14 protein-coding genes are annotated in these 19,913 nt (G+C 72.0%); 5 read left to right on the top strand and 9 right to left on the bottom strand.

The window, feature by feature from the left end:
• Nucleotides 1-198: 198 nt before the first annotated feature.
• A complete protein-coding gene (locus WA762_RS34345) occupies nucleotides 199-465 on the bottom strand; it encodes a type II toxin-antitoxin system antitoxin (protein ID WP_335941506.1) in 267 nt (88 codons plus the stop codon).
• The gene (locus tag WA762_RS34340) at nucleotides 462-1,433 is read right to left on the bottom strand and encodes an SPFH domain-containing protein (protein WP_335941505.1); all 972 of its coding nucleotides are present in this window, start codon (nucleotides 1,431-1,433) and stop codon (nucleotides 462-464) included. The genes WA762_RS34345 and WA762_RS34340 overlap by 4 nt, the downstream gene beginning before the upstream one ends.
• Nucleotides 1,434-1,666: 233 nt before the next feature.
• Between WA762_RS34340 and WA762_RS34335 the strand changes: the two genes are divergently transcribed.
• A complete protein-coding gene (locus tag WA762_RS34335; protein WP_335941504.1) occupies nucleotides 1,667-3,907 on the top strand; it encodes a transglycosylase domain-containing protein in 2,241 nt (746 codons plus the stop codon).
• A 75-nt stretch (nucleotides 3,908-3,982) separates the two neighbouring features.
• Here WA762_RS34335 and WA762_RS34330 read toward each other — a convergent pair whose 3' ends face one another.
• From WA762_RS34330 to WA762_RS34315, 4 genes are all read right to left on the bottom strand, one after another.
• On the bottom strand, nucleotides 3,983-5,452 hold the full coding sequence (locus WA762_RS34330) for a catalase (RefSeq protein WP_335941503.1): 1,470 nt from the start codon (nucleotides 5,450-5,452) through the stop codon (nucleotides 3,983-3,985).
• Nucleotides 5,453-5,673: 221 nt separating this feature from the next.
• Nucleotides 5,674-7,581 carry a SpoIIE family protein phosphatase gene (locus WA762_RS34325; protein ID WP_335941502.1) on the bottom strand — a complete coding sequence of 636 codons (1,908 nt, stop codon included), beginning with the start codon at nucleotides 7,579-7,581 and terminating at the stop codon, nucleotides 5,674-5,676.
• 371 nt (nucleotides 7,582-7,952) lie between these two features.
• Nucleotides 7,953-8,657, bottom strand: coding sequence for a cytidylyl-2-hydroxypropylphosphonate hydrolase (gene fomD / locus WA762_RS34320; protein ID WP_335941501.1), 705 nt, complete (start codon nucleotides 8,655-8,657; stop codon nucleotides 7,953-7,955).
• A 239-nt stretch (nucleotides 8,658-8,896) separates the two neighbouring features.
• Nucleotides 8,897-10,417: a class II fumarate hydratase gene (locus tag WA762_RS34315; RefSeq protein WP_335941500.1), complete on the bottom strand. Its 1,521-nt coding sequence runs from the start codon at nucleotides 10,415-10,417 to the stop codon at nucleotides 8,897-8,899.
• 106 nt (nucleotides 10,418-10,523) lie between these two features.
• Here WA762_RS34315 and WA762_RS34310 point away from each other — a divergent pair, with 106 nt between their 5' ends.
• Nucleotides 10,524-12,053, top strand: a complete 1,530-nt coding sequence (locus tag WA762_RS34310; protein WP_335941498.1) for a ricin-type beta-trefoil lectin domain protein — start codon at nucleotides 10,524-10,526, stop codon at nucleotides 12,051-12,053.
• Between the two features lie 133 nt (nucleotides 12,054-12,186).
• Here the strand turns inward: WA762_RS34310 and WA762_RS34305 are convergent, their stop codons facing one another.
• The gene (locus tag WA762_RS34305; RefSeq protein ID WP_335941496.1) at nucleotides 12,187-13,488 is read right to left on the bottom strand and encodes a M18 family aminopeptidase; all 1,302 of its coding nucleotides are present in this window, start codon (nucleotides 13,486-13,488) and stop codon (nucleotides 12,187-12,189) included.
• 996 nt (nucleotides 13,489-14,484) lie between these two features.
• Nucleotides 14,485-16,152, bottom strand: a complete 1,668-nt coding sequence (locus WA762_RS34300; protein WP_335941494.1) for a fumarate hydratase — start codon at nucleotides 16,150-16,152, stop codon at nucleotides 14,485-14,487.
• A 213-nt stretch (nucleotides 16,153-16,365) separates the two neighbouring features.
• Between WA762_RS34300 and WA762_RS34295 the strand changes: the two genes are divergently transcribed.
• The gene (locus WA762_RS34295) at nucleotides 16,366-17,034 is read left to right on the top strand and encodes a DUF1707 SHOCT-like domain-containing protein (RefSeq protein ID WP_335941492.1); all 669 of its coding nucleotides are present in this window, start codon (nucleotides 16,366-16,368) and stop codon (nucleotides 17,032-17,034) included.
• Nucleotides 17,035-17,304: 270 nt separating this feature from the next.
• The gene (locus tag WA762_RS34290) at nucleotides 17,305-17,688 is read left to right on the top strand and encodes a WhiB family transcriptional regulator (RefSeq protein ID WP_335941490.1); all 384 of its coding nucleotides are present in this window, start codon (nucleotides 17,305-17,307) and stop codon (nucleotides 17,686-17,688) included.
• A 335-nt stretch (nucleotides 17,689-18,023) separates the two neighbouring features.
• Here WA762_RS34290 and glpX read toward each other — a convergent pair whose 3' ends face one another.
• Complete coding sequence (glpX, locus tag WA762_RS34285) at nucleotides 18,024-19,055, bottom strand: class II fructose-bisphosphatase (RefSeq protein ID WP_335941488.1); 1,032 nt, start codon at nucleotides 19,053-19,055, stop codon at nucleotides 18,024-18,026.
• A gap of 143 nt (nucleotides 19,056-19,198) precedes the next feature.
• Between glpX and WA762_RS34280 the strand changes: the two genes are divergently transcribed.
• Nucleotides 19,199-19,717 (top strand): DUF4245 domain-containing protein, encoded by a 519-nt coding sequence (locus WA762_RS34280; RefSeq protein ID WP_335941486.1) that lies wholly within the window; start codon nucleotides 19,199-19,201, stop codon nucleotides 19,715-19,717.
• Nucleotides 19,718-19,913: the final 196 nt, after the last annotated feature.

The raw sequence follows: 19,913 nt of genomic DNA, 5'->3' as shown, positions 1-19,913 counted from the left end.
CCGGCCGGCCTCGCGTCCGTGCGTGGTGCGGGAGGGCGCGGCCCGGGCCGGCCGCGTGGTGCGGGAGGTCCGGGCCGATGCGGTGCGTCCCCGGCCGCCGGGGCCGGTGCCGGGTGCGCCCCGGCCGCCCCCGGACCTGCGCGTCCCCGGGCGGGGGGCGTCACCCGCCCCGGCCGGTGTCACGTGCCCCGGCCGGTGTCACGCGCCCCCGGTTCCGGTGTCGTCCGGGGGTGCTGGGGGCTTGGGCGGGCGTCCCCGGCGCGGGATCGGGCGGGCGCCGCCCGGCAGGCGGCCCGCCTCCGCCAGCGCACGGCGCAGCAGGAACTCGATCTGCGCGTTCGCGCTGCGCAGCTCGTCGGACGCCCAGCGGGCCAGCGCGTCGTGCACCGCGGGGTCCAGCCGCAGCAGCATCTGCTTGCGCCGCGGCGCCCGGCGTTCCGGCGGGTCGGGGGTGTCTTCCGTCACTGGTAAAGAGTGCCCGTGTTGAGGACCGGCTGGGCGGCGCGGTCCCCGCAGAGCACCACCATCAGATTGCTCACCATGGCCGCCTTGCGCTCCGAGTCCAGCTCGACGATGTCCTGCTCGGCGATCCGGGTCAGCGCCATCTCGACCATGCCGACGGCGCCCTCGACGATCTGCTGCCGGGCCGCGACGACCGCGCCCGCCTGCTGGCGCTGGAGCATCGCGGAGGCGATCTCGGGGGCGTACGCGAGGTGGCTGAAGCGCGACTCGATGATCTGCACGCCGGCGGCCCGCACCCGGGCGGTGAGCTCCACGGCCAGCTTCTCGGTGATCTCCTCGGCGTTGCCGCGCAGCGAGAGGCCGTCCTCCTCGTGCGCGTCGTAGGGGTACTCGATCGCGATGTGCCGGACGGCCGCCTCGGTCTGGGTGGCGACGAACTCCACGAAGTCGTCGACCTCGAACAGGGCCTGCGCGGTGTCCTCGACCTTCCAGACGACGATCGCGGCCAGCTCGATCGGATTGCCGTAGGCGTCGTTGACCTTCAGGACCGCGGTCTCGTGGTTGCGTACCCGGGTGGAGATCTTGCGGCTGCTGGTGAGCGGGTTGACCCAGCGCAGCCCGTCGGCGCGGATCGTGCCGACGTACCGGCCGAACAGCTGGATGACCCTCGCCTCGCCCGGTGCGACCATCTTCACACCGGTCATGCAGAAGAACGAGGCGATGACCAGCAGCAGCCCGACGACCAGGGCCGGGACCCCCGCGGCGTTGCTGCCGTGCGAGATCGCGACGCCGCCGAGGATCGTCAGCGCGATGCCGACCAGCACCCCGAGCACGGTCAGCAGCAGCCCCAGCCCGCCCGGGATGCTGTGCGCCGCCGCCTCTCTCACCTGCGGATCGGGCATCTGCGGAGCTTCGGGCGCGAGGGCGTCGGCGGGCGCGGGCGCCGGGTTCTCGGCGATGCGATCGGTCATGGGGTCCCCCGTCTCGTGGGCCCGGCCCCAGCGGCCGGGCGTGCTAGCAATGTGATTACACATTACCCGCTTTCGCAACCCTGGATGTCTCTCGTGAGTCGGTTCCTAGGAGAGCGCGTGCTGATTGTCACGTCCGGAAAAGTCCGCATCGCTTGCATTCCGTCTGTCCGGACGGTGTTAGCTGAGCAGGGCCGACTGAGCCGGTCGAGCAGAGAAACGGGAGCGGAACAGAGATGGGTCGAGCGGATGCGCGACGAGCCCAGCGGCGCGGAGCGCGGCGGGCGCCGAAGAGGGGCGGCATACGCGGACTCTTCACCTGGCGGAAGATGCTGGGCGCCTTCTTCGGGCTCTGCCTGCTGGTCATAGCCGCCTGCGTGGGGCTCTACCTGTACGTGGACATCCCGAAGGCCAACGCCCTGGCCGAGCGGCAGAGCAACGTCTACCGCTACAGCGACGGCAGCCTGCTGACCCGCACCGGCGACGGGGTCAACCGCCAGAACGTGGACCTCTCCGACGTGCCCCTGGACGTGCAGCACACCTTCGTCGCCGCCGAGAACAAGTCGTTCTACGACGACAAGGGCGTCGACCTGAAGGGCACCACGCGCGGCATCCTGAACACGCTCATGGGCAAGGGCAAGCAGGGCGGCTCGACCATCACCCAGCAGTACGTGAAGAACTACTACCTGTCGCAGGAGCCGACGGTCAGCCGCAAGCTCCAGGAGCTGGTCATCGCCATCAAGATCGACCAGAAGATGGACAAGAAGGACATCCTCGCCGGGTACATCAACACCGCGTTCTACGGGCGCGGCGCGAGCGGAGTCCAGGCCGCGGCCCAGGCCTACTACGGGGTCGACGCCAAGGACCTGAGCGTGGCCCAGGGCGCCTACCTGGCCTCGCTGCTCCAGGCCCCCAGCCAGTACGACTGGGCGACCGCGACGCCGACCGGCCGGAAGCTGGTCAGGGAGCGCTGGGACTACACGCTCGACAACATGGTCGAGATGCACTGGCTCGACAAGGCCAAGCGCGACGGCCTGAAGTTCCCCGTCCCGATCAAGCCCAGGCCCGCCCCCGGCATGGAGGGCCAGACCGGCTACCTCGTCGAGGCCGCCAACAAGGAGCTGGACAAGCAGGGCATCACCGCCGAGGTGCGGCAGGCCGGCGGCTGGACGTTCACCCTCAACATCGACAAGAAGCGCCAGAAGGAGCTGGAGAAGGCCGTCGACCAGCGGCTGGAGTCCAAGCTCGACCGCAAGGGCAACAAGGTCGACGCGACCGTCCAGGCGGGCGCCACCTCCGTCGACCCGAAGACCGGCGCGGTCGTCGCGCTGTACGGCGGGGTGGACTACATCAAGCACTACACGTCCAACGCCACCCGCGAGGACTACCAGCCCGCCTCCACCTTCAAGCCGCTGGTGTTCGCCTCCGCCCTGGAGAACGGGGCGAAGACCCAGGGCGGCGACCTGATCGGCGTCAACACCCGGTACGACGGCACCAGCAAGCGGCCCGTCGTGGGCAGCAGCACCCCGTTCGCCCCGCAGAACGAGGACGACGTCAGCTACGGCGACGTCACCGTGCAGAAGGCCATGAACAAGTCGATCAACTCGGTCTTCGCGCAGATGGCCGTGGACGTCGGCCCGGCCGAGGTGAAGAAGACCGCGCTGGCGCTCGGCGTGCCCGACAAGAACTTCCCCGAGCGTCCCGCCACCTCGCTCGGCACGATGAACGCCTCCACCTGGGACATGGCGGGCGTCTACGCCACGCTCGACAACCACGGCAAGAAGGTGAACCCCTTCATCGTGAAGTCGGCCACCCACTCCAGCCGCACTTACGAGCCGGTCAAGGGCATCGGGGACCAGGCGATCAGCCGCAAGTCCGCCGACACCGTGACCTCGGTCCTGCGGGGCGTCGTGGACGAGGGCTCCGGTCACGAGGCCAACACCACGGCCTACGACGCCGCGGGCAAGACGGGCACGGCGGAGGACAACAAGGCCGCCCTGTTCGCGGGCTACACCCCCGAGCTGACCACGGTCGTCGCGCTGTTCGGCGAGAACCCCCAGGGCGGCGCCCAGGTCAGCCTCACCGGCACCGCCAACGCCGGCCGCGCCAACGGCGGCGGCTTCCCGGCGCAGATCTGGGCGGACTACACCCTGGCCGCGCTGAACGGCGGCTCCGACGCGAGGTTCGACCTGGAGGACGTCGAGCAGGGCGAGTCCACCGTGCGGCAGACCCCCTCGAACACCCCCTCGTCGACGCAGAGCCCCGAGCAGACCCAGAGCCGGGAACCGAGCCGGCCGGCGCAGAGCAACACCCAGGCGCCGGAGTCGCCGGCCCAGACGTCGCCCGAGGCGCCGCCGAGCCAGTCGCAGGAGCCGCCGGCGAGCCAGTCCCCGGGCGTGCCGGGTGACGGCTCGGACGCGGGCGGGCCGGGCGACGGCAGCAACAGCGTCGCCAACAACAACCCGGGCGCGCGCTGACCGTCCGAACGGCGGGCGGCGGCATGCGCCGGGGCGGCACCGAGGGGTGCCGCCCCGGCCCATGCCGGGCCGGGGTCAGCCGCCGTTGACCTTCTTGGCCACCCGGTCGCCGAGATCCTTGTCCACGTTGCGCCAGTACTGCAGCGCCCGCTCCAGGACCGGCGCGCTCACGCCCTCCAGCAAATGGCCGGAAATGTTGGACACCAGCCGGTCGCGGGCGGCGTCGTCCAGCACCTTGCGGACCATCGTGCCCGCCTGGCCCCAGTCGTCGTCCTCGCGGTGCGGCTTGTACGCCTCGTGCACCATCTCGCCCGCCGTGGCCCAGCCCGCCGGGTCGCCGAAGCGCTCGGTGTCCGCGGCCGGACCGCCGTACGAGTTCGGCGCGTAGACCGCGCCGGTGCGCGCGGGCTCGTACCGCATGGGCCCGTCCTTCGCGTACGAGTTCCGGCCGAACCGGGGGCGGTTCGGGGGGAGCTGCGCGTAGTTCGGACCGATCCGGTAGCGGTGGGTGTCCGGGTACGAGAACAGCCGGCCCAGCAGCATCTTGTCGGGCGACGGACCGATGCCGGGCACCAGGTTCGACGGCTCGAAGGACGCCTGCTCGATGTGGACGAAGAAGTCCTCCGGGTTCTCGTTCAGCGTCATCCGGCCGACCTCGATCTCCGGGTAGTCCGCGTGCGGCCACACCTTCGTGAGGTCGAACGGGTTGAACCGGTAGTCCGGGGCGTCGTCGAACGGCATGATCTGGACGTAGAGCGTCCAGCTCGGGTGGTCGCCGCGCCTGATCGACTCGAACAGGTCGCGGCGGTGGACGTCGCCGTCGACCCCGGCCATCCGGTCGGCCTCGTCCTGCGTGTAGAAGTCGATGCCCTGGTCGGTCTTGAAGCGGTACTTGACCCAGAACCGCTCACCGCCCGCGTTCACCCACATGTAGGTGTGCGAGCTGTAGCCGTTCATGTTCCGGTAGGTCTTCGGGATGCCCCGGTCGCCCATCAGCCACGTCACCATGTGCGCGGACTCGGGGGAGAGCGTCCAGAAGTCCCACTGCATGTCGTGGTCGCGCACCGCGCTGTCCGGGCGGCGCTTCTGCGAGCGGATGAAGTCCTGGAACTTCATCGGATCGCGTACGAAGAAGATCGGCGTGTTGTTGCCGACCATGTCGTAGTTGCCCTGCTCGGTATAGAACTTCAGGGCGAACCCGCGCGGATCGCGCCAGGTGTCGGGGGAGCCCTGCTCACCGGCGACCGTGGAGAAACGGGCGAGCATCGCGGTCCGCTTGCCCGGTTGGAAGAGATCGGCCTTGGTGAACTGGCTGATGTCGTTGGTCACCTCGAAGAAGCCGTACGCGCCGGAACCCTTGGCGTGGACCACGCGCTCGGGGACCCGTTCCCGGTTGAACTGGGCCATCTTCTCGATGAGGTAGTGGTCCTGGAGCAGGATCGGACCGTCCGGCCCGATCGTGAGCGAGTGCTCGTCGCTCTCCACCGGGATTCCGGCGTTGTTCGTGGTGTAAGGAGTGTTGCTGGTCTTCGTTTCCTCGGACACGAGGGTCCTCCCGTCGGTGGGGGGTTTCGGTCAGGTCGCCTCGTTCACGACTGAAGTCAACTCCGCCGACGGGAGGTCGGCAACATTTCGCTACCGTCCGTGCAGGGCTCTGCGCACCCGGCCGGGACCAGGCGTTCCGGACACGGCGCGGGGCTCACGGTTCCCCGGGCCCGCGGGCCCAGGGGCACGGACCGCACGGCCCCCGGGCGCGGCCCATGGGCCTACGGGTTCCGGGTCGGCATCTCGAACCAGACCACCTTGCCGGTCGAGAGCCGGGTCGCCCCCCACCGCCTGGCCAGCCGGTTCACCAGGAACAGGCCGCGCCCGCCCTCGTCCATGTCCCGGGCCCGGCGCTGCCGGGGCAGCTGCGGGGCGTCGTCCCCGACCTCGCAGCGCAGGAAGTCGGTGCGCAGCAGCCGCAGGGTCACCGGCCGCTCCGCGTACCGGACGGCGTTGGTGACCACCTCGCTGACCAGCAGCTCCACCGCGTCCGACATCTCGTCGAGGCCCCAGCGGCTGAGCGCCCGCCGGGCCAGCCGGCGCGCCCGGCCCGGGGCGGTGCCCTCCGGCTCCAGATGCCAGTACGCGACGTCGCTGGGCGCGATCCCGTCGAACCGGGCGGCGAGCAGCGCGATGTCGTCGTCCCGGTCGCCGGGGCCGAGCATGTCCAGGACGTCGTCGCAGAGCGCCTCCAGCGGCGGCGAGTGGTCCGGGCCGGTGAGCCGCGCGGTGGCGGCGAGCCGTTCGCGCAGCATCTCGATGCCGGTCCAGACGTCCCGCAGCCGCGACTCCACCAGACCGTCGGTGTACAGGAGCAAGGTGGCACCGGCCGGCGCGTCCAGTTCGACCGCCTCGAAGTCCACGCCGCCGACGCCGATCGGGGCGCCGGGCGGCACCCGCAGCACCTCGGCCCGGCCGCCCAGGTGGAGCAGGACGGGCGGCGGATGCCCGGCGTTGGCGATGGTGATGCGGTGCGCGACGGGGTCGTACACCGCGTACATGCAGGTCGCCATGCGGTCGTGGCCGAGCCGCTGGGCCTGCTCGTCGAGGTGGTGCAGGACCTCCTGCGGCGGCAGGTCGAGGCCCGCCAGGGTCTGCGCGGTGGTGCGCAGCTGGCCCATGATCGCCGCCGAGGTCATCGAGTGGCCCATGACGTCGCCGACGACCAGGGCGACCCTGCTGCCGGGCAGCGGGATCGCGTCGTACCAGTCGCCGCCGACCCGGGCCGTCTCGGCGGCCGGAAGATAGCGGGAGGCCAGCCGCACGCCCGTCGGCTGGGGCAGCGAGTCCGGCAGCATGGTGCGCTGGAGCTCGTCCGCGATGTACGCCTCGCGCCCGTAAAGCACGGCCTTGTCGATGCCGAGGGCGGTGTGCGTGGCGAGCTGGGCCGCGACCAGCAGGTCGTTGGACTCGAAGGCGGGCCGCTCCGCGCCGCGCAGGAAGACGGCGGCGCCGATCACCCGCCGCCGGCCGCGCAGCGGGGCCAGGATCGCGCGGTGCCCGGTGGGCACGGAACGGTCGGCGCCCAGCAGTTCCGGAAGGGCCGCGCGGGCCGCCGCGGAGTCCCCGAAGACCGGACGCACCCCGCGCAGCACCTCGGCCAGCGCACCGCCCGAGCGGACCTCGCACAGCTCGGCGGCGGGCGGCAGGTCGCCGTGCGGATCGACGACCGGCAGCCGCAGCCGCTCGATCTCCGACGGGGCGTCGGTCTCCTCCTCGTGCAGCCGCAGCCGGTCGGAGCGGCGCAGCCGCAGCACGAACGGCGAGACCGGCCGCTCGTCGCCGACCGGGAGCGGGTCGCGGAGGTAGACCAGTATGGCGTCGGAGAACGTCGGCACGCTGGCCCGGCACAGCCCCAGCACGATCTCGTCGAGATCGATGCCGCGGGCGATCCGCCGGGTCGCGGCCCCGACGAAGCGCAGCCGGTCGCCCTCGCGACGGGCCGCGGCCTGCGGGTCGGGCCCGGCGGCCGCCGGACTCCCCGCCGTCCCCGGCGCGGCGGCCGGACCGGGGATCGCGGCGGCATGGGGAACGGCCGGCGCGGCATCCTGCTGCCGCGGCCGGGTACGTTCCTGCGGCCGGGCTGCGAGAGGCTGCCGGCCTTCGTGGGAGGTGGGATGCTCCGTCACGCGTGGAATTCCGTCCGTCCGGGCCGGTTGTATGAGGCAATCACCTCGTGGGGCGCTACTTTGCCCCGGCAAGAGCGGCGAAAACAACGGCTGTCACCGGATGCCCCCGAACGAGGGGCCGAAACCACCCGCTCCCGGAACGGTCCGATGACAACGTTTCCGGCGGAGGGGCGGGCGACCTCGGGCACGTCTCCACCCCCTCGTAGTGGCTCATACGATTCATACGACTGATGTGGCCCATACAGCTCATGCAGTGCGCGATGCCCGTGCGGTGACTTATGGTCAGGTCCCGTGCCACACCATCCGGTTGGGTGGGCGAGGCACTTCGGAGGACGATCCTACGGTTGCCCCCCTGGGGTGCGACAAGGGTCTCATGACGCCATGTGCGTGGGGGTACGGTCCCAGTCATCCGGGAGCGTCGGCACCCGCCAGTCCGGATCCGGCCGCCAGTGCTCCCAGCCGTCGCGGAACGGCGCGCCCCAGTCCCGGATCACCTCGACGGCGGCCAGGCCCGCCTCCCGCACCCGCGCCGCCGTCCCGGGGGCCAGCAGGCCGACCCGCTGCGCCTGGGCGAACTCGTCCTCGTCGCGCCAGACCCAGCTGCGGTCCGGGTAGACGGAGATGTCGAGGAAGTGGTCCTCGGAGTCGATGCCGCCCGCCCAACGGGTGCGGGGCTCCTCCAGGTTCACGTACCAGCTGCGGAACTGCCAGCCGGCCTCCCAGAACAGCCACACCGACCAGGGTTCACCGGGACGGGCGAGTTTGAGCACGCCGTTGCCGAGCCAGGGGGAGCGCGCCACGGTGCGCGGGGCGGTGTAGCGGGTGGCGAGCGGCTCGTCGTGCACGTCGGTGCCGTCCGCCAGCACCGGCTTCACGCACTCGGTGCCGGGCGCCACCCACACCGCGAGCAGGTCGGCGGTGTCCTGGACGACGGTGACGGGGCGGCAGATGTGGACCGGCCCCGGGACGCGGTCCGCCCCGCCGCCGGCCTCCCGGGGCGTGGGGACGTTGCCGCGGTAGCGCCACAGGATCTGATCCCCCGGGGCCCAGTGCTCGTTGTATCCGGTGCCTGCCATGGGCAGATCTTAGAGACGCGGGGGCCTCCTCGCCGCGACGGAACCCACGGATGTTCCGCGCGGGAGGCGTCGCGGGGGTGCGAACGGGGACGTCCCGGGCGCGGACGCCCCCGCCCCCGCACCCGCCCCCGCACGACGGACCGTGCGCCGCCCACGCGGTGTTCCGCTCGCCGGGAGCGGGGCACGGGGTGGGCGGGACACGGCGGCCCCGGACCGCGACGCGGTCCGGGGCGGGCGGCTCACGGCCGGGTCATGCGCAGCACGTCCAGGGCCTCGTCGAGCTGCTCCACCGTCAGGTCGCCGCGCTCCACATAGCCCGACTCCAGCACCACCTCGCGGATCGTCCGGCGCTGGGCCAGGGACTTCTTGGCGACCTTCGCCGCCTCCTCGTAGCCGATGTACTTGTTGAGCGGGGTGACGACGGACGGCGAGGACTCGGCGTACTCCCTGGCCCGCTCCACGTTCGCGGTGATCCCGTCGACCGTGCGGTCCGCGAGCAGCCGGGAGGCGTTGGCCAGCAGCCGGACCGACTCCAGCAGGTTCTTCGCGATGACCGGGAGCATCACGTTCAGCTCGAAGTTGCCCGCCGCGCCCGCGACCGCGACCGTCGTGTCGTTCCCCGTCACCTGGGCGGCGACCATCAGCACGGCCTCCGGAACGACCGGATTCACCTTCCCCGGCATGATCGACGAGCCCGGCTGGAGATCGGGCAGCGCGATCTCGGCGAGGCCGGTGCGCGGCCCGGACGCCATCCAGCGCAGGTCGTTGGAGATCTTGGTGAGCGAGACGGCGACGGTACGGAGCTGGCCCGAGGTCTCCACGAGGGCGTCCCGCGCCCCCTGCGCCTCGAAGTGGTTGCGCGCCTCGGTGAGCGGCAGCCCGGTGACGCGGGCGACCTCGGCGATCACGGCGGCGGAGAAGCCGGGCGGGGTGTTGATGCCGGTGCCGACGGCCGTGCCGCCCAGCGGCAGTTCGGCGAGACGGGGGAGGGAGGCGCGCAGCCGTTCGATTCCGTAGCGGATCTGTGCCGCGTAGCCGCCGAACTCCTGTCCCAGGGTGACGGGCGTGGCGTCCATGAGATGGGTGCGCCCCGATTTCACGACCGTCGCGAACTCGTCGGCCTTGCGCTCCAGGGCGGCGGCGAGGTGTTCCAGGGCCGGGACGAGGTCGTGGGTGACGGCGGCGGTCGCGGCGATGTGGATGGAGGACGGGAAGACGTCGTTGGACGACTGCGAGGCGTTGACGTGGTCGTTCGGATGGACCGGGCGGCCCAGGCGCTCGGTGGCGAGGGTGGCCACGACCTCGTTGGCGTTCATGTTGGACGAGGTGCCGGACCCGGTCTGGAAGACGTCCACCGGGAAGTGCGCGTCCCAGCGCCCCTCCGCGACCTCCTCGGCGGCCTCGCGGACCGCTCGCGCGATGTCCGGATCCAGCACCCCCAGCTCGGCGTTGACCGTGGCGGCGGCGGCCTTGATCCGGGCCAGGGCCTCGATGTGGGCCCGTTCCAGGCGCTGGCCGGAGACCGGGAAGTTCTCCACCGCGCGCTGCGTCTGGGCCCGCCACTTGGCGTCCGCGGGCACCCTCACCTCGCCCATGGAGTCGTGCTCCACGCGGAAGGCCGCGTCGTCCTGGGGCGCGGGTGCGGGGCCGGGGCCCGGGGTCTGCGCGGAAGAGGGCGCGGGGCCGGGGCCGGCCTGCCGTGCGGGGGCGGTCCCGGGGGTGCCCGCGGGTGCCGGTGCCGGGTCCTGTGCGTCGTCCATGGGTGCAACCTCCTGAAAAAGTTGAGCACTTGTCTGGTCCTGTCTATTCCCAAGACGCCTACCGACCAGTAAATACCGGGGGTAACCACAAACCCCGGGAGACGCAATGAGGCGTACCAGGCACAGACTCCGCCGTACGGTCGCGACCGCCGCGGCCATGGCGGCGGCCTTCGGCGGCTTGGCCTTCGCGGCCGGACCGGCGGGTGCGGCGGACCGGTCCACCACCAGCACTACCGCATCCACCCCCCTGTCCCCCGAACTGGAGGCCATCCGGGCCGCCGAGGCCACCCGGCTGTACGGGGACCCGGCCGAGCGGCCCCTCGCCGACCGCAAGACCGGGCTGATCTCGCTCGGCGACAGCGAGATCTCCGGCGAGGGCGTCGGCACGTACGAGGCGGGGACCAACGGCCCCGACAACTGGTGCCACCGCTCGCCGGACTCCGCCATCCACCGCACGGGCATCCCGGCCGACGTCACGTACAACGTCGCCTGCTCGGGCGCCTACACCGGCAACATCGTGATCGGCGGCTCGAAGCAGTACGCCGATGAGCTGGTGCAGAGCGACAACCTCGCGATCAAGGCGCGCAACACCCGTATCAAGATGATCCTGCTGGTCGCCGGGGCCAACGACGACCTCCAGTTCGGTCCGGTCATGACCGACTGCGTCCAGCGCTGGATCCTCTCCCAGGGCGCCTGCCAGTCGAAGTACGAGGGAGGCTGGCAGGCCCGCATCGACGGGCTCGTCCCCAAGGTCGAGCGGACGGTGCGCGACCTGCGGACCGTCATGACCGGCGCCGGATACCGCGACGGCGACTACAAGCTCGTCGTCATGGGCTACCCCAGCCCGATCGGCCCGGACTTCTACGACAACCCGAGCTTCCCCGGCAAGCTGCCCGGCGGCTGCGCCGGATACGACTCGGACGCCGCCTGGGGCCGCAACGTCGCCGTGCCCGCCTTCGAACGCGGGATGCGCAGGGCGGCGGCCGACACCGGGGCCGTCTACCTCGACAACTCGCGGCTCTTCCACGGCCACGAGGTGTGCAGTGACAACACCTGGGCCCGCGGACTCTACATCGACCTGTCGCAGCTCCCGTGGGACGAGAACTCCGTGCGGCAGTCCTTCCACCCGAACGCGCGCGGCCACGCCGCCTTCGCCTCCTGCCTGACCCAGATCTACGACTCGGGTCTGCGCGAGGCGAGCTGCGCCGACCCGGCCAGCACCGGAAAGCCGGTGCTCCAGCCGCTGGCGTGGGACGACGCCTTCAAGCCCCTGAAGAACGAGGCCACCGGCACCTGTGTGGACGTCCCCGCCTCGGTGACCCGCAACGACACCGCGGTCACCGGCTGGGACTGCCACGGCGGCCGCAACCAGGGCTGGTGGTACGACTCCGGCACGCAGACCCTGCGCACCGAGCTGAGCCACGACCGCTGCCTGGACGTGCGGGCCGCCGACTACAAGGCGGGCAACCGGCTCATCCTGTGGGACTGCTCGGGCGCGGCCAACCAGCGGTTCGTCAAGGACGCGGGCACGCTGCGCCCGGCCGCGGCGACGGGGCTGTGCCTGACGCTGGCGTCGGCCAAGGACACGCTGAGGCTGCAGAACTGCGACGGGAGCGCCAGGCAGCGTTTCGCGTAACCGGCGCGCGGCCCGGAAACCGACGGGGCGCGGTCCGGAACGGGGACGGGGACGGGGGCGGAGCGGCTTCGGCCGTCCCGCCCCGTCCTGTGTGCCGACCCGCGGGCGCCCGGGGCCGGCCGCGTGCCGGGCGTCAGCCGGACGTCATGAACGCGCCCAGGACGGCCGCCAGATGCCCGGGGTCGGCGGCCCCGCACAGCTCGCGCGACGAGTGCATGGAGAGTCCGGGCACCCCCACGTCCACCGTGGTGACGCCCAGCCGGGCCGCGGTGAGCGGGCCGATGGACGTGCCGCACGGCATCGCGTTGTTGGAGACGAACGGCTGCCAGGGCGCGCCCGCCCGCTCGCACGCCGCCGCGAACACCGCCATCCCGGTGCTGTCGGTGGCGTACCGCTGATTGACGTTGACCTTCACCGCGGGGCCGCCGTTGGGCAGCGGCTGGTGGCCCGGATCGTGCCGTTCCGCGTAGTTGGGGTGCACGGCGTGCGCCATGTCGGAGGACACGCAGAAAGCGCCGGACAGGGCCCGGGCCCAGTCCTCCGGTCCGCCGCCGCGCGCGGTGACGGACCGGTTCAGGACCCGTTCCAGCAGCGGGCTCTGCGCGCCCGTCTCCGAGCCGCTGCCGACCTCCTCGTGGTCGAACGCGGCCAGGACGGGGATGTACGAGGGCGCCTCGGCCCCGGTCGCCGCCTCCACCAGGGCCGTGACACCGGCGTGCACGGACACCAGGTTGTCCAGCCGGGCGGACACCAGGAACTCCCGGTCCGCGCCCAGATACCCGGGCGGCTGGACGTCATGGAGCATCAGGTCCCAGCCGAGGACGTCGCCCGGGTCCGCCTCCGCCGCCCGGGCGACCCGCCGCAGCAGCGCGCCCTCCTCGGGCGCCCCCAGCGCCCACAGCGGGGCGAGATGGCGCTGCCGGTCGAGGGCCAGCCCCTCGTTGACCGTGCGGTCCAGATGGATGGCCAGCTGCGGCACGCGGGCCAGCGGCTCGTCGATCTGGACGAGCCGGGACTCGATCCCCCCGCCGGGGGCGCGCAGCGCCAGCCGCCCGGAGATGCCAAGATCGCGGTCGAGCCAGGTGTTCAGCGGCACACCGCCGTAGACCTCGACGGCGATCTGCCGCCAGCCCGCCGCCCCGGTGTCGGGAGTGGGCTTGACCCGCAGGTTCGGCGAGTCGGTGTGGGTGCCGACGATCCGGAAGGGGGTGTGGGCCGGGGCGCCCTCGGGCACGTACCAGGCGATCAGGGCGCCACCACGGGTGACGAAGCCGCCGCCGGTCGTGCCCGCCCAGTCGTCCGTGCCGCGCAGTTCGCGGAAGCCGGCCTTCTCCAGGCGCTGGGCGGCGCTCGCGACCGCGTGGTACGGGGAGGGACTGGCCCTGATGAAGGACAGCAGGTCGTCGGCGTGGCTGCGGTGGGGAAGCGGCGTCATACGGCGTCCGCCTTTCCGGTGTTCGACGGTGAGATGAGAGAGGGGCCGGACCGCCGCCCGGCCGCTCGGTGCGGACCGGAGCGGCGGGTGGGGTCCGGGGGTGTGGGGGGGCTTGACGGTTGGATTCCGGGTCGGCTGTCGTCTCCCGGGCCGGAATGCTGGATTCCGGGCCCGACCGCTGTTCCTCGGGGCTTCTTCCGGCTCGGGTGCCCCGACGCGGGCGGGTGGTTCCCCGCGGACGCGGAGCACCGGTTGCGCCGGGGACCTCCGACAACCCACCGCAGCGGCCCGGCACGGCGCAAGTCCGCACCACGCCACGCTGCGTGAAAGCGGCGGTGCCGGAACGGCCGCCCGCCTGCCCGGGGCCGAGGCGGGCGCGGGTGCGAGGGGCCCGTACCGAGGGGGCCCGCGGGTCCTGGAAGGCCGACGGCGGTCACGGGTACCGGACGCGCGCCCGTGTACCGGACCGGGTGACCGGACGCGCCCTGCCCACCGCAAGTTTGGCTGAAACCCGTCGTACCGGATCCCGCGCCGGGCGCGCCCGATCCCCCTTCCGCCGCACGCGCCGGGGCATACCGGGCCGGGGCGTGCCGAGCCGGGGCATGCCGAGGGGAACGCCGTACGCGCCGGGGCATGCCGTACGCGCCGGGGCATGCCGTACGCGCCGACGGGCGCTCGGGGATGCCTACGACGGCGCGGGACGGGCACGGCGGCGCGGGACGGGCACGGCGGCGCGGACCGAGCGCGCCGGCGCGCGCCCGGACGCCGCCGACGCCGGTCCGGGCGCGACAAGCGCCGCGCACGCCGGGGCGCGCCCGTACCGGGAAACGACGGAAGGCACGGTCACCCGGGCAACTACCCGGGTGACCGTGCCTTCCGTCCCGAGGGGGCCCGCCTACGGGTCCAGCGGGGCCGTCCTCTCAAGAGCGCTTGTCCGGACGTGTCGCCGGACGTGTCGCCGGACATGTGTCCGGACGCATCGCCCCACGCGTCAGGTCAGCCGAGACCGGCACCCCGCACCGGAATGCTGGTGAACGTCGGCGCGGCGGCCGGCTCGGTGAAGAAGTCATCGCCCTTGTCGTCGACGACGATGAACGCGGGGAAGTCCTCGACCTCGATCTTCCACACCGCCTCCATGCCGAGCTCCTCGTACTCGACGACCTCGACCTTCTTGATGCAGTCCTGTGCCAGCCGCGCCGCCGGACCACCGATCGAGCCCAGGTAGAACCCGCCGTGCGCCGCGCAGGCGTCGGTGACCTGCTGGGAGCGGTTGCCCTTGGCGAGCATCACCTTGGAGCCGCCCGCCGCCTGGAACTGCGCGACGTAGCTGTCCATGCGGCCGGCCGTCGTCGGGCCGAAGGAGCCGGAGGCGTACCCCTCGGGCGTCTTCGCCGGACCCGCGTAGTAGACCGGGTGGTCCTTCAGGTACTGCGGCATCTCCTCGCCCGCGTCCAGCCGCTCCTTGATCTTGGCGTGCGCGATGTCGCGGGCCACGACCAGGGGGCCGGTCAGCGAGAGCCGGGTCTTGACCGGGTACTTGGTCAGCTCGGCGAGGATCTCGTCCATGGGCCGGTTGAGGTCGATCCGCACGACGTCGCCCGACTCCTCCAGATGCTCGTCCGTGGTGTCCGGCAGGAAGCGCGCCGGGTCCTTCTCCAGCTGCTCCAGGAAGACGCCCTCGGCGGTGATCTTCGCGACGGCCTGACGGTCCGCCGAGCAGGACACGGCGATCGCGACGGGCAGCGAGGCGCCGTGCCGGGGCAGGCGGACCACGCGCACGTCGTGGCAGAAGTACTTGCCGCCGAACTGGGCGCCGATGCCGATCTTCTGCGTCAGCTCGAAGACCTTCTCCTCCAGCTCCTTGTCCCGGAAACCGTGGCCGGTGGGGGAGCCCTCGGTGGGAAGCTCGTCCAGGTAGTGCGCGGAGGCGTACTTCGCGGTCTTCAGCGCGAACTCGGCCGACGTGCCGCCGACGACGATCGCCAGGTGGTACGGCGGGCAGGCGGCCGTGCCCAGCGAACGGATCTTCTCCTCCAGGAACTTCATCATGGAGGCCTCGTTCAGCACGGCCTTCGTCTCCTGGAAGAGGAACGACTTGTTGGCCGAGCCGCCGCCCTTCGCCATGAAGAGGAACTTGTACGCGCCGCCGTCGGTGGCATACAGCTCGATCTGCGCGGGCAGGTTGGAGCCGGTGTTCTTCTCCTCCCACATGGTGAGCGGAGCCATCTGCGAGTAACGCAGGTTGAGCTTGGTGTAGGCGTCGAAGACGCCGCGCGACAGCGCCTCCTCGTCACCGCCCTCGGTGAGCACGTTCTGCCCGCGCTTGCCCATCACGATCGCCGTGCCGGTGTCCTGACACATCGGCAGGACGCCCGCGGCGGCGATGTTCGCGTTCTTCAGCAGGTCGAGCGCGACGAACTTGTCGTTGGAGGACGCCTCGGGGTCGTCCACGATCCGCCGCAGCTGCGCCAGGTGGGCCGGGCGGAGGTAGTGGGAGATGTCGTGCATGGCCTCGGCGGCCAGGGTGCGCAGCGCCTCCGGGGAGACCTTGAGGAACGTACGGCCGTCGGCCTCGAAGGTGGAGACACCCTCGGAGGTCACCAGACGGTAAGGCGTGGTGTCCTCTCCCACGGGGAGCAGATCGGAGTACGCGAACTCTGGCATTACGGCCATTCCTCACTCGGCAGACGGCGGCTGACCTCCCTCGGGCAGCGCATCCACCAGGGTAGAACGCCGGGTCGGGGCCGATGCTGTGAGGTAGGGCTCAGTGCGGCGGCCGCGGCCCCGCGCTCAGGACACGCCGCGCCGCACCGCCGCGACGCGGCGATGGGGGACATGGGCTAGTCGCGATCTATCGCGTTTGGGTACCCTGGGCCGGTGGACCTCGAAAAGCACCCCCAGAAGCCCGTAGCCCCGGCCGAACCGGCCGAACCGGCCGGTATCCGCGCGTCCGACGCGGACCGCGACCGGATCGCGGACATCCTGCGCGAGGCCTTGGCCGAGGGCCGGCTGACCGCCGAGGAACACTCCGAGCGGGTCGACGCGGTCTACCGCGCCAAGACCGTCGGGGAGCTCGAACCACTGGTGCGGGATCTGCCCAGCCCCGGCGGCGCCCGCCCGACCGTCGCCTCCGAGGCGCCGGACCAGGAGGGGCCGACGGGCCCCGCCGAGAGCCTGGTGGCGATCTTCAGCAGTTCCACCCGCAGGGGGCGTTGGCGGGTGGGTGGGCGCACGAACGCGTTCGCCCTCTTCGGCAGCGTGGAGATCGATCTGACCGAGGCGCTTTTCAGCCAGAGGCTCACGGTGATCAACGCGACCTCCATCTTCGGCAGCGTCGAGGTCAAGGTGCCCGAGAACATCTCGCTGCGCGGCGGCGGCACCGGCGTCTTCGGTAGTTTCGAGGTCTCCACGCTGGAGTCCCCGGACCCCGAGGCCCCGGTGGTCGTCGTCAACGGGTACTCGGTGTTCGGCAGCGTCGACGCGAAGCCCAAGCGCGGGAAGTTCATCGAGGACCTTCAGAAGCGGCTGCGCAAGTACCTGGGCTGAGCGCCCCCGCTCCGGGGCTCTCCCGGGCCGGGCACCCGGTTCCTCCCCGGCTTCCCCGGCTGTCTCCCGGACTCTCCGACGGGGTTTCCCACAAGGCTTCTCCCGGGGCCTCCCCTCGGGGTGAGCGCCCCTCGAAATCCAGCCAGGTGCCTGGTCGGCGGCGGCCCTGCGGTGTGGAACCCGGGGCCACTCAGTGCATAGGCGTACGCACAGCGGGTAGGGACTGCTGCATCGTCTCTCGCTCGCGAAAGCCGTCGTCAGGAGTAGACCGTGCTGCAACCGCCGCATCAGCCCCTGCAGGTCGCCGCCGTTCCTCCCCAGCGCATTCCCGCGCGGGAGGATCAGGCCGGCCCCTGGCACTCGGAGGCAGTGTGCCGCCGCGACGAAGCCGGGCTGTTCTTCGCTCCATCGAAGGAGCCGACCGCCGCCAGGCTCGCGCGGGAGGAGTCCGCGAAACGGGTCTGCGCGCGCTGCCCGGTGATGGTCGAGTGCCAGGAGCACGCGTTGATCCAGCCGGAGCCGTACGGGGTGTGGGGCGGCCTCACCGCCGCCGAGCGCCGCGTGGTGCTCGCCCGGCGCAGGCGGCGTGAGATGGAGCTCAAGGCGTCGGCCGCGTCCACCGGGGCCGTGAGCCGCGTCGCCGCGGCGGGCTGACGGCGAGGACCGGCAGACGGGGGAGCCGGGCCGCCGGGAGGTCCGGGCCGGTGCTCCCGCGCCCGGCTCCGTACGCGTCGGCCGACGGGCGCCCCGTCGCACGCGAAGAGGCGCCCCACCGCACATACGGGGCGCCTCTTCGCGTACGTCCCCGGACGCGGGGACGGGGCCGCGGGACCGGACCACGAGGGACGGGGCCGGATCCGCGAGGGATTCGGGCAGAGACCGAAAGAGACCGGGACGGACCAGGAGAGGCCGGAAGAGGCCGGGACCGGACCACGAGAGGCTGGGCCGGACCGGAAGAGGCCGCGAAGGCCGCGAGGGACCGGGACGTCCTACTTCGCGCGGTCGAAGTCGATCGCGCTGTAGGCGCGCAGCTTCGAGAGCCGGTGCGTCGAGTCGATCTTCCGGATCGTGCCGGACTTGGACCGCATGACGATCGACTCGGTGGTCGCGGTCTCCGCCCGGTACCGCACCCCGCGCATCAGCTCGCCGTCCGTGATCCCGGTCGCGACGAAGAACACGTTGTCGCCGCTGACCAGGTCGTCGGTCGACAGCACCCGGTCGAGGTCGTGCCCGGCGTCCAGCGCGCGCTGCCGCTCGGCCTCGTCCTTCGGCCAGAGCTTCCCCTGGATGACGCCGCCGAGGCACTTTATGGCGCACGCCGAGATGATGCCCTCCGGCGTCCCGCCGATGCCCATCAGGAGGTCCACTCCGGTGCCCTCGCGGGCGGCCATGATCGAGCCGGCCACGTCGCCGTCGGAGATGAACTTGATCCGGGCGCCGGTCTCCCGTATCTCCTTGACGATGCCGTCGTGGCGGGGGCGGTCGAGGACGACGACGGTGACGTCCTCGGGGGCGGAGTTCTTCGCCTTGGCGACCCGGCGGATGTTCACCGAGACGGGCGCGTTGATGTCGACGAAGTCGGCGGCCTCGGGCCCGGTGACGAGCTTGTCCATGTAGAAGACCGCGGACGGGTCGAACATGGCGCCCCGGTCGGCGGCGGCCAGCACCGCGATCGCGTTCGGCATGCCCTTGGCGTTGAGGGTCGTGCCGTCGATCGGGTCCACCGCGATGTCGACCTCGGCGCCCGTCCCGTCGCCCACGTGCTCGCCGTTGAACAGCATGGGGGCCTCGTCCTTCTCGCCCTCGCCGATGACGACGACGCCGTTCATCGACACGGTGGAGACGAGGGTCCGCATGGCCTTCACGGCCGCGCCGTCGGCGCCGTTCTTGTCCCCGCGGCCGACCCAGCGCCCCGCCGCCATCGCGGCGGCCTCGGTGACCCGGACCAGTTCCAGGGCCAGGTTGCGGTCGGGGGCCTCCGGAGAGACCTCGAGCTGAGACGGCAGATGATGCTCGGACATCGGTGTGCACCTTTCTGTACGGCGACGACCGGAAGAGGGTGCTGTGACTCTATCGTCAGGTCGATAAAATGAGCAGACCGGGTCACTTTTGAGCGGTCGCCCCCGAGCGGGAGGTGCCCCGGCGGTGATGCGACGATGGGGCCGTGGCTAGCAAGCGAGGCAAGCAGACGGTGCGGGGGATGTTCCTGTCGATGGCGGTGGCCACCGGCGCGGCGGGGCTTGTTTACATCTTCGTTCCGCATGACGAGAACGCCAACCCGGTCAAGCCGATCGACTACCGGGTGGAACTCCTGACGGCGCGGCGCGCCGCGCCGTACCCGGTGGCGGCTCCGGACGGGCTCGACAAGGGCTGGAAGCCGACCTCCGTCAGTTATGACCGCAAGGACGGCAACAGCTGGCACCTGGGCTTCCTCGACCCGGAGGGCAAGTACGTAGCCGTGGAGCAGTCCACGTCCCCGGCGAAGAAGTACGTGACCGAGGTCAGCCAGGACGCCAGGGACACCGGTCGCACGCAGCAGGTCGCGGGCGAGGCGTGGCAGCACTGGAAGGGCGACAAGTACGACGCCCTGGTGCGCCACGACAAGGGGGCGACCACGGTGGTCACCGGCTCCGCGTCGACGGAACGGCTCGCCGAGATGGCCGCCGCGCTCAAGTCCTCCTGACGCGCCCGGAGGGTTCCTGGCGCCCCTGGGGGCCGACACGTTCCCCGAGGGGCGCCGGCGCGTTCCCCCCGGGGGCCTGGCGCGTTCCGCGGCCCAGCATTCTGCGGCACCGCCGTTCCGTGACATCACCGTTCCGTGGCATCGGCGTTCTGCGATGTCGGCGTCAGCGTCAACGCCGACATCGGAGTCCGCGTCG

The sequence above is a fragment of the Streptomyces tyrfis genome, from assembly GCF_037034285.1.
Lineage (GTDB): Bacteria > Actinomycetota > Actinomycetes > Streptomycetales > Streptomycetaceae > Streptomyces.
The sequence above is the reverse complement of the archived record's forward strand: the minus strand, read 5'-3'. Positions and strand labels throughout refer to the sequence as shown.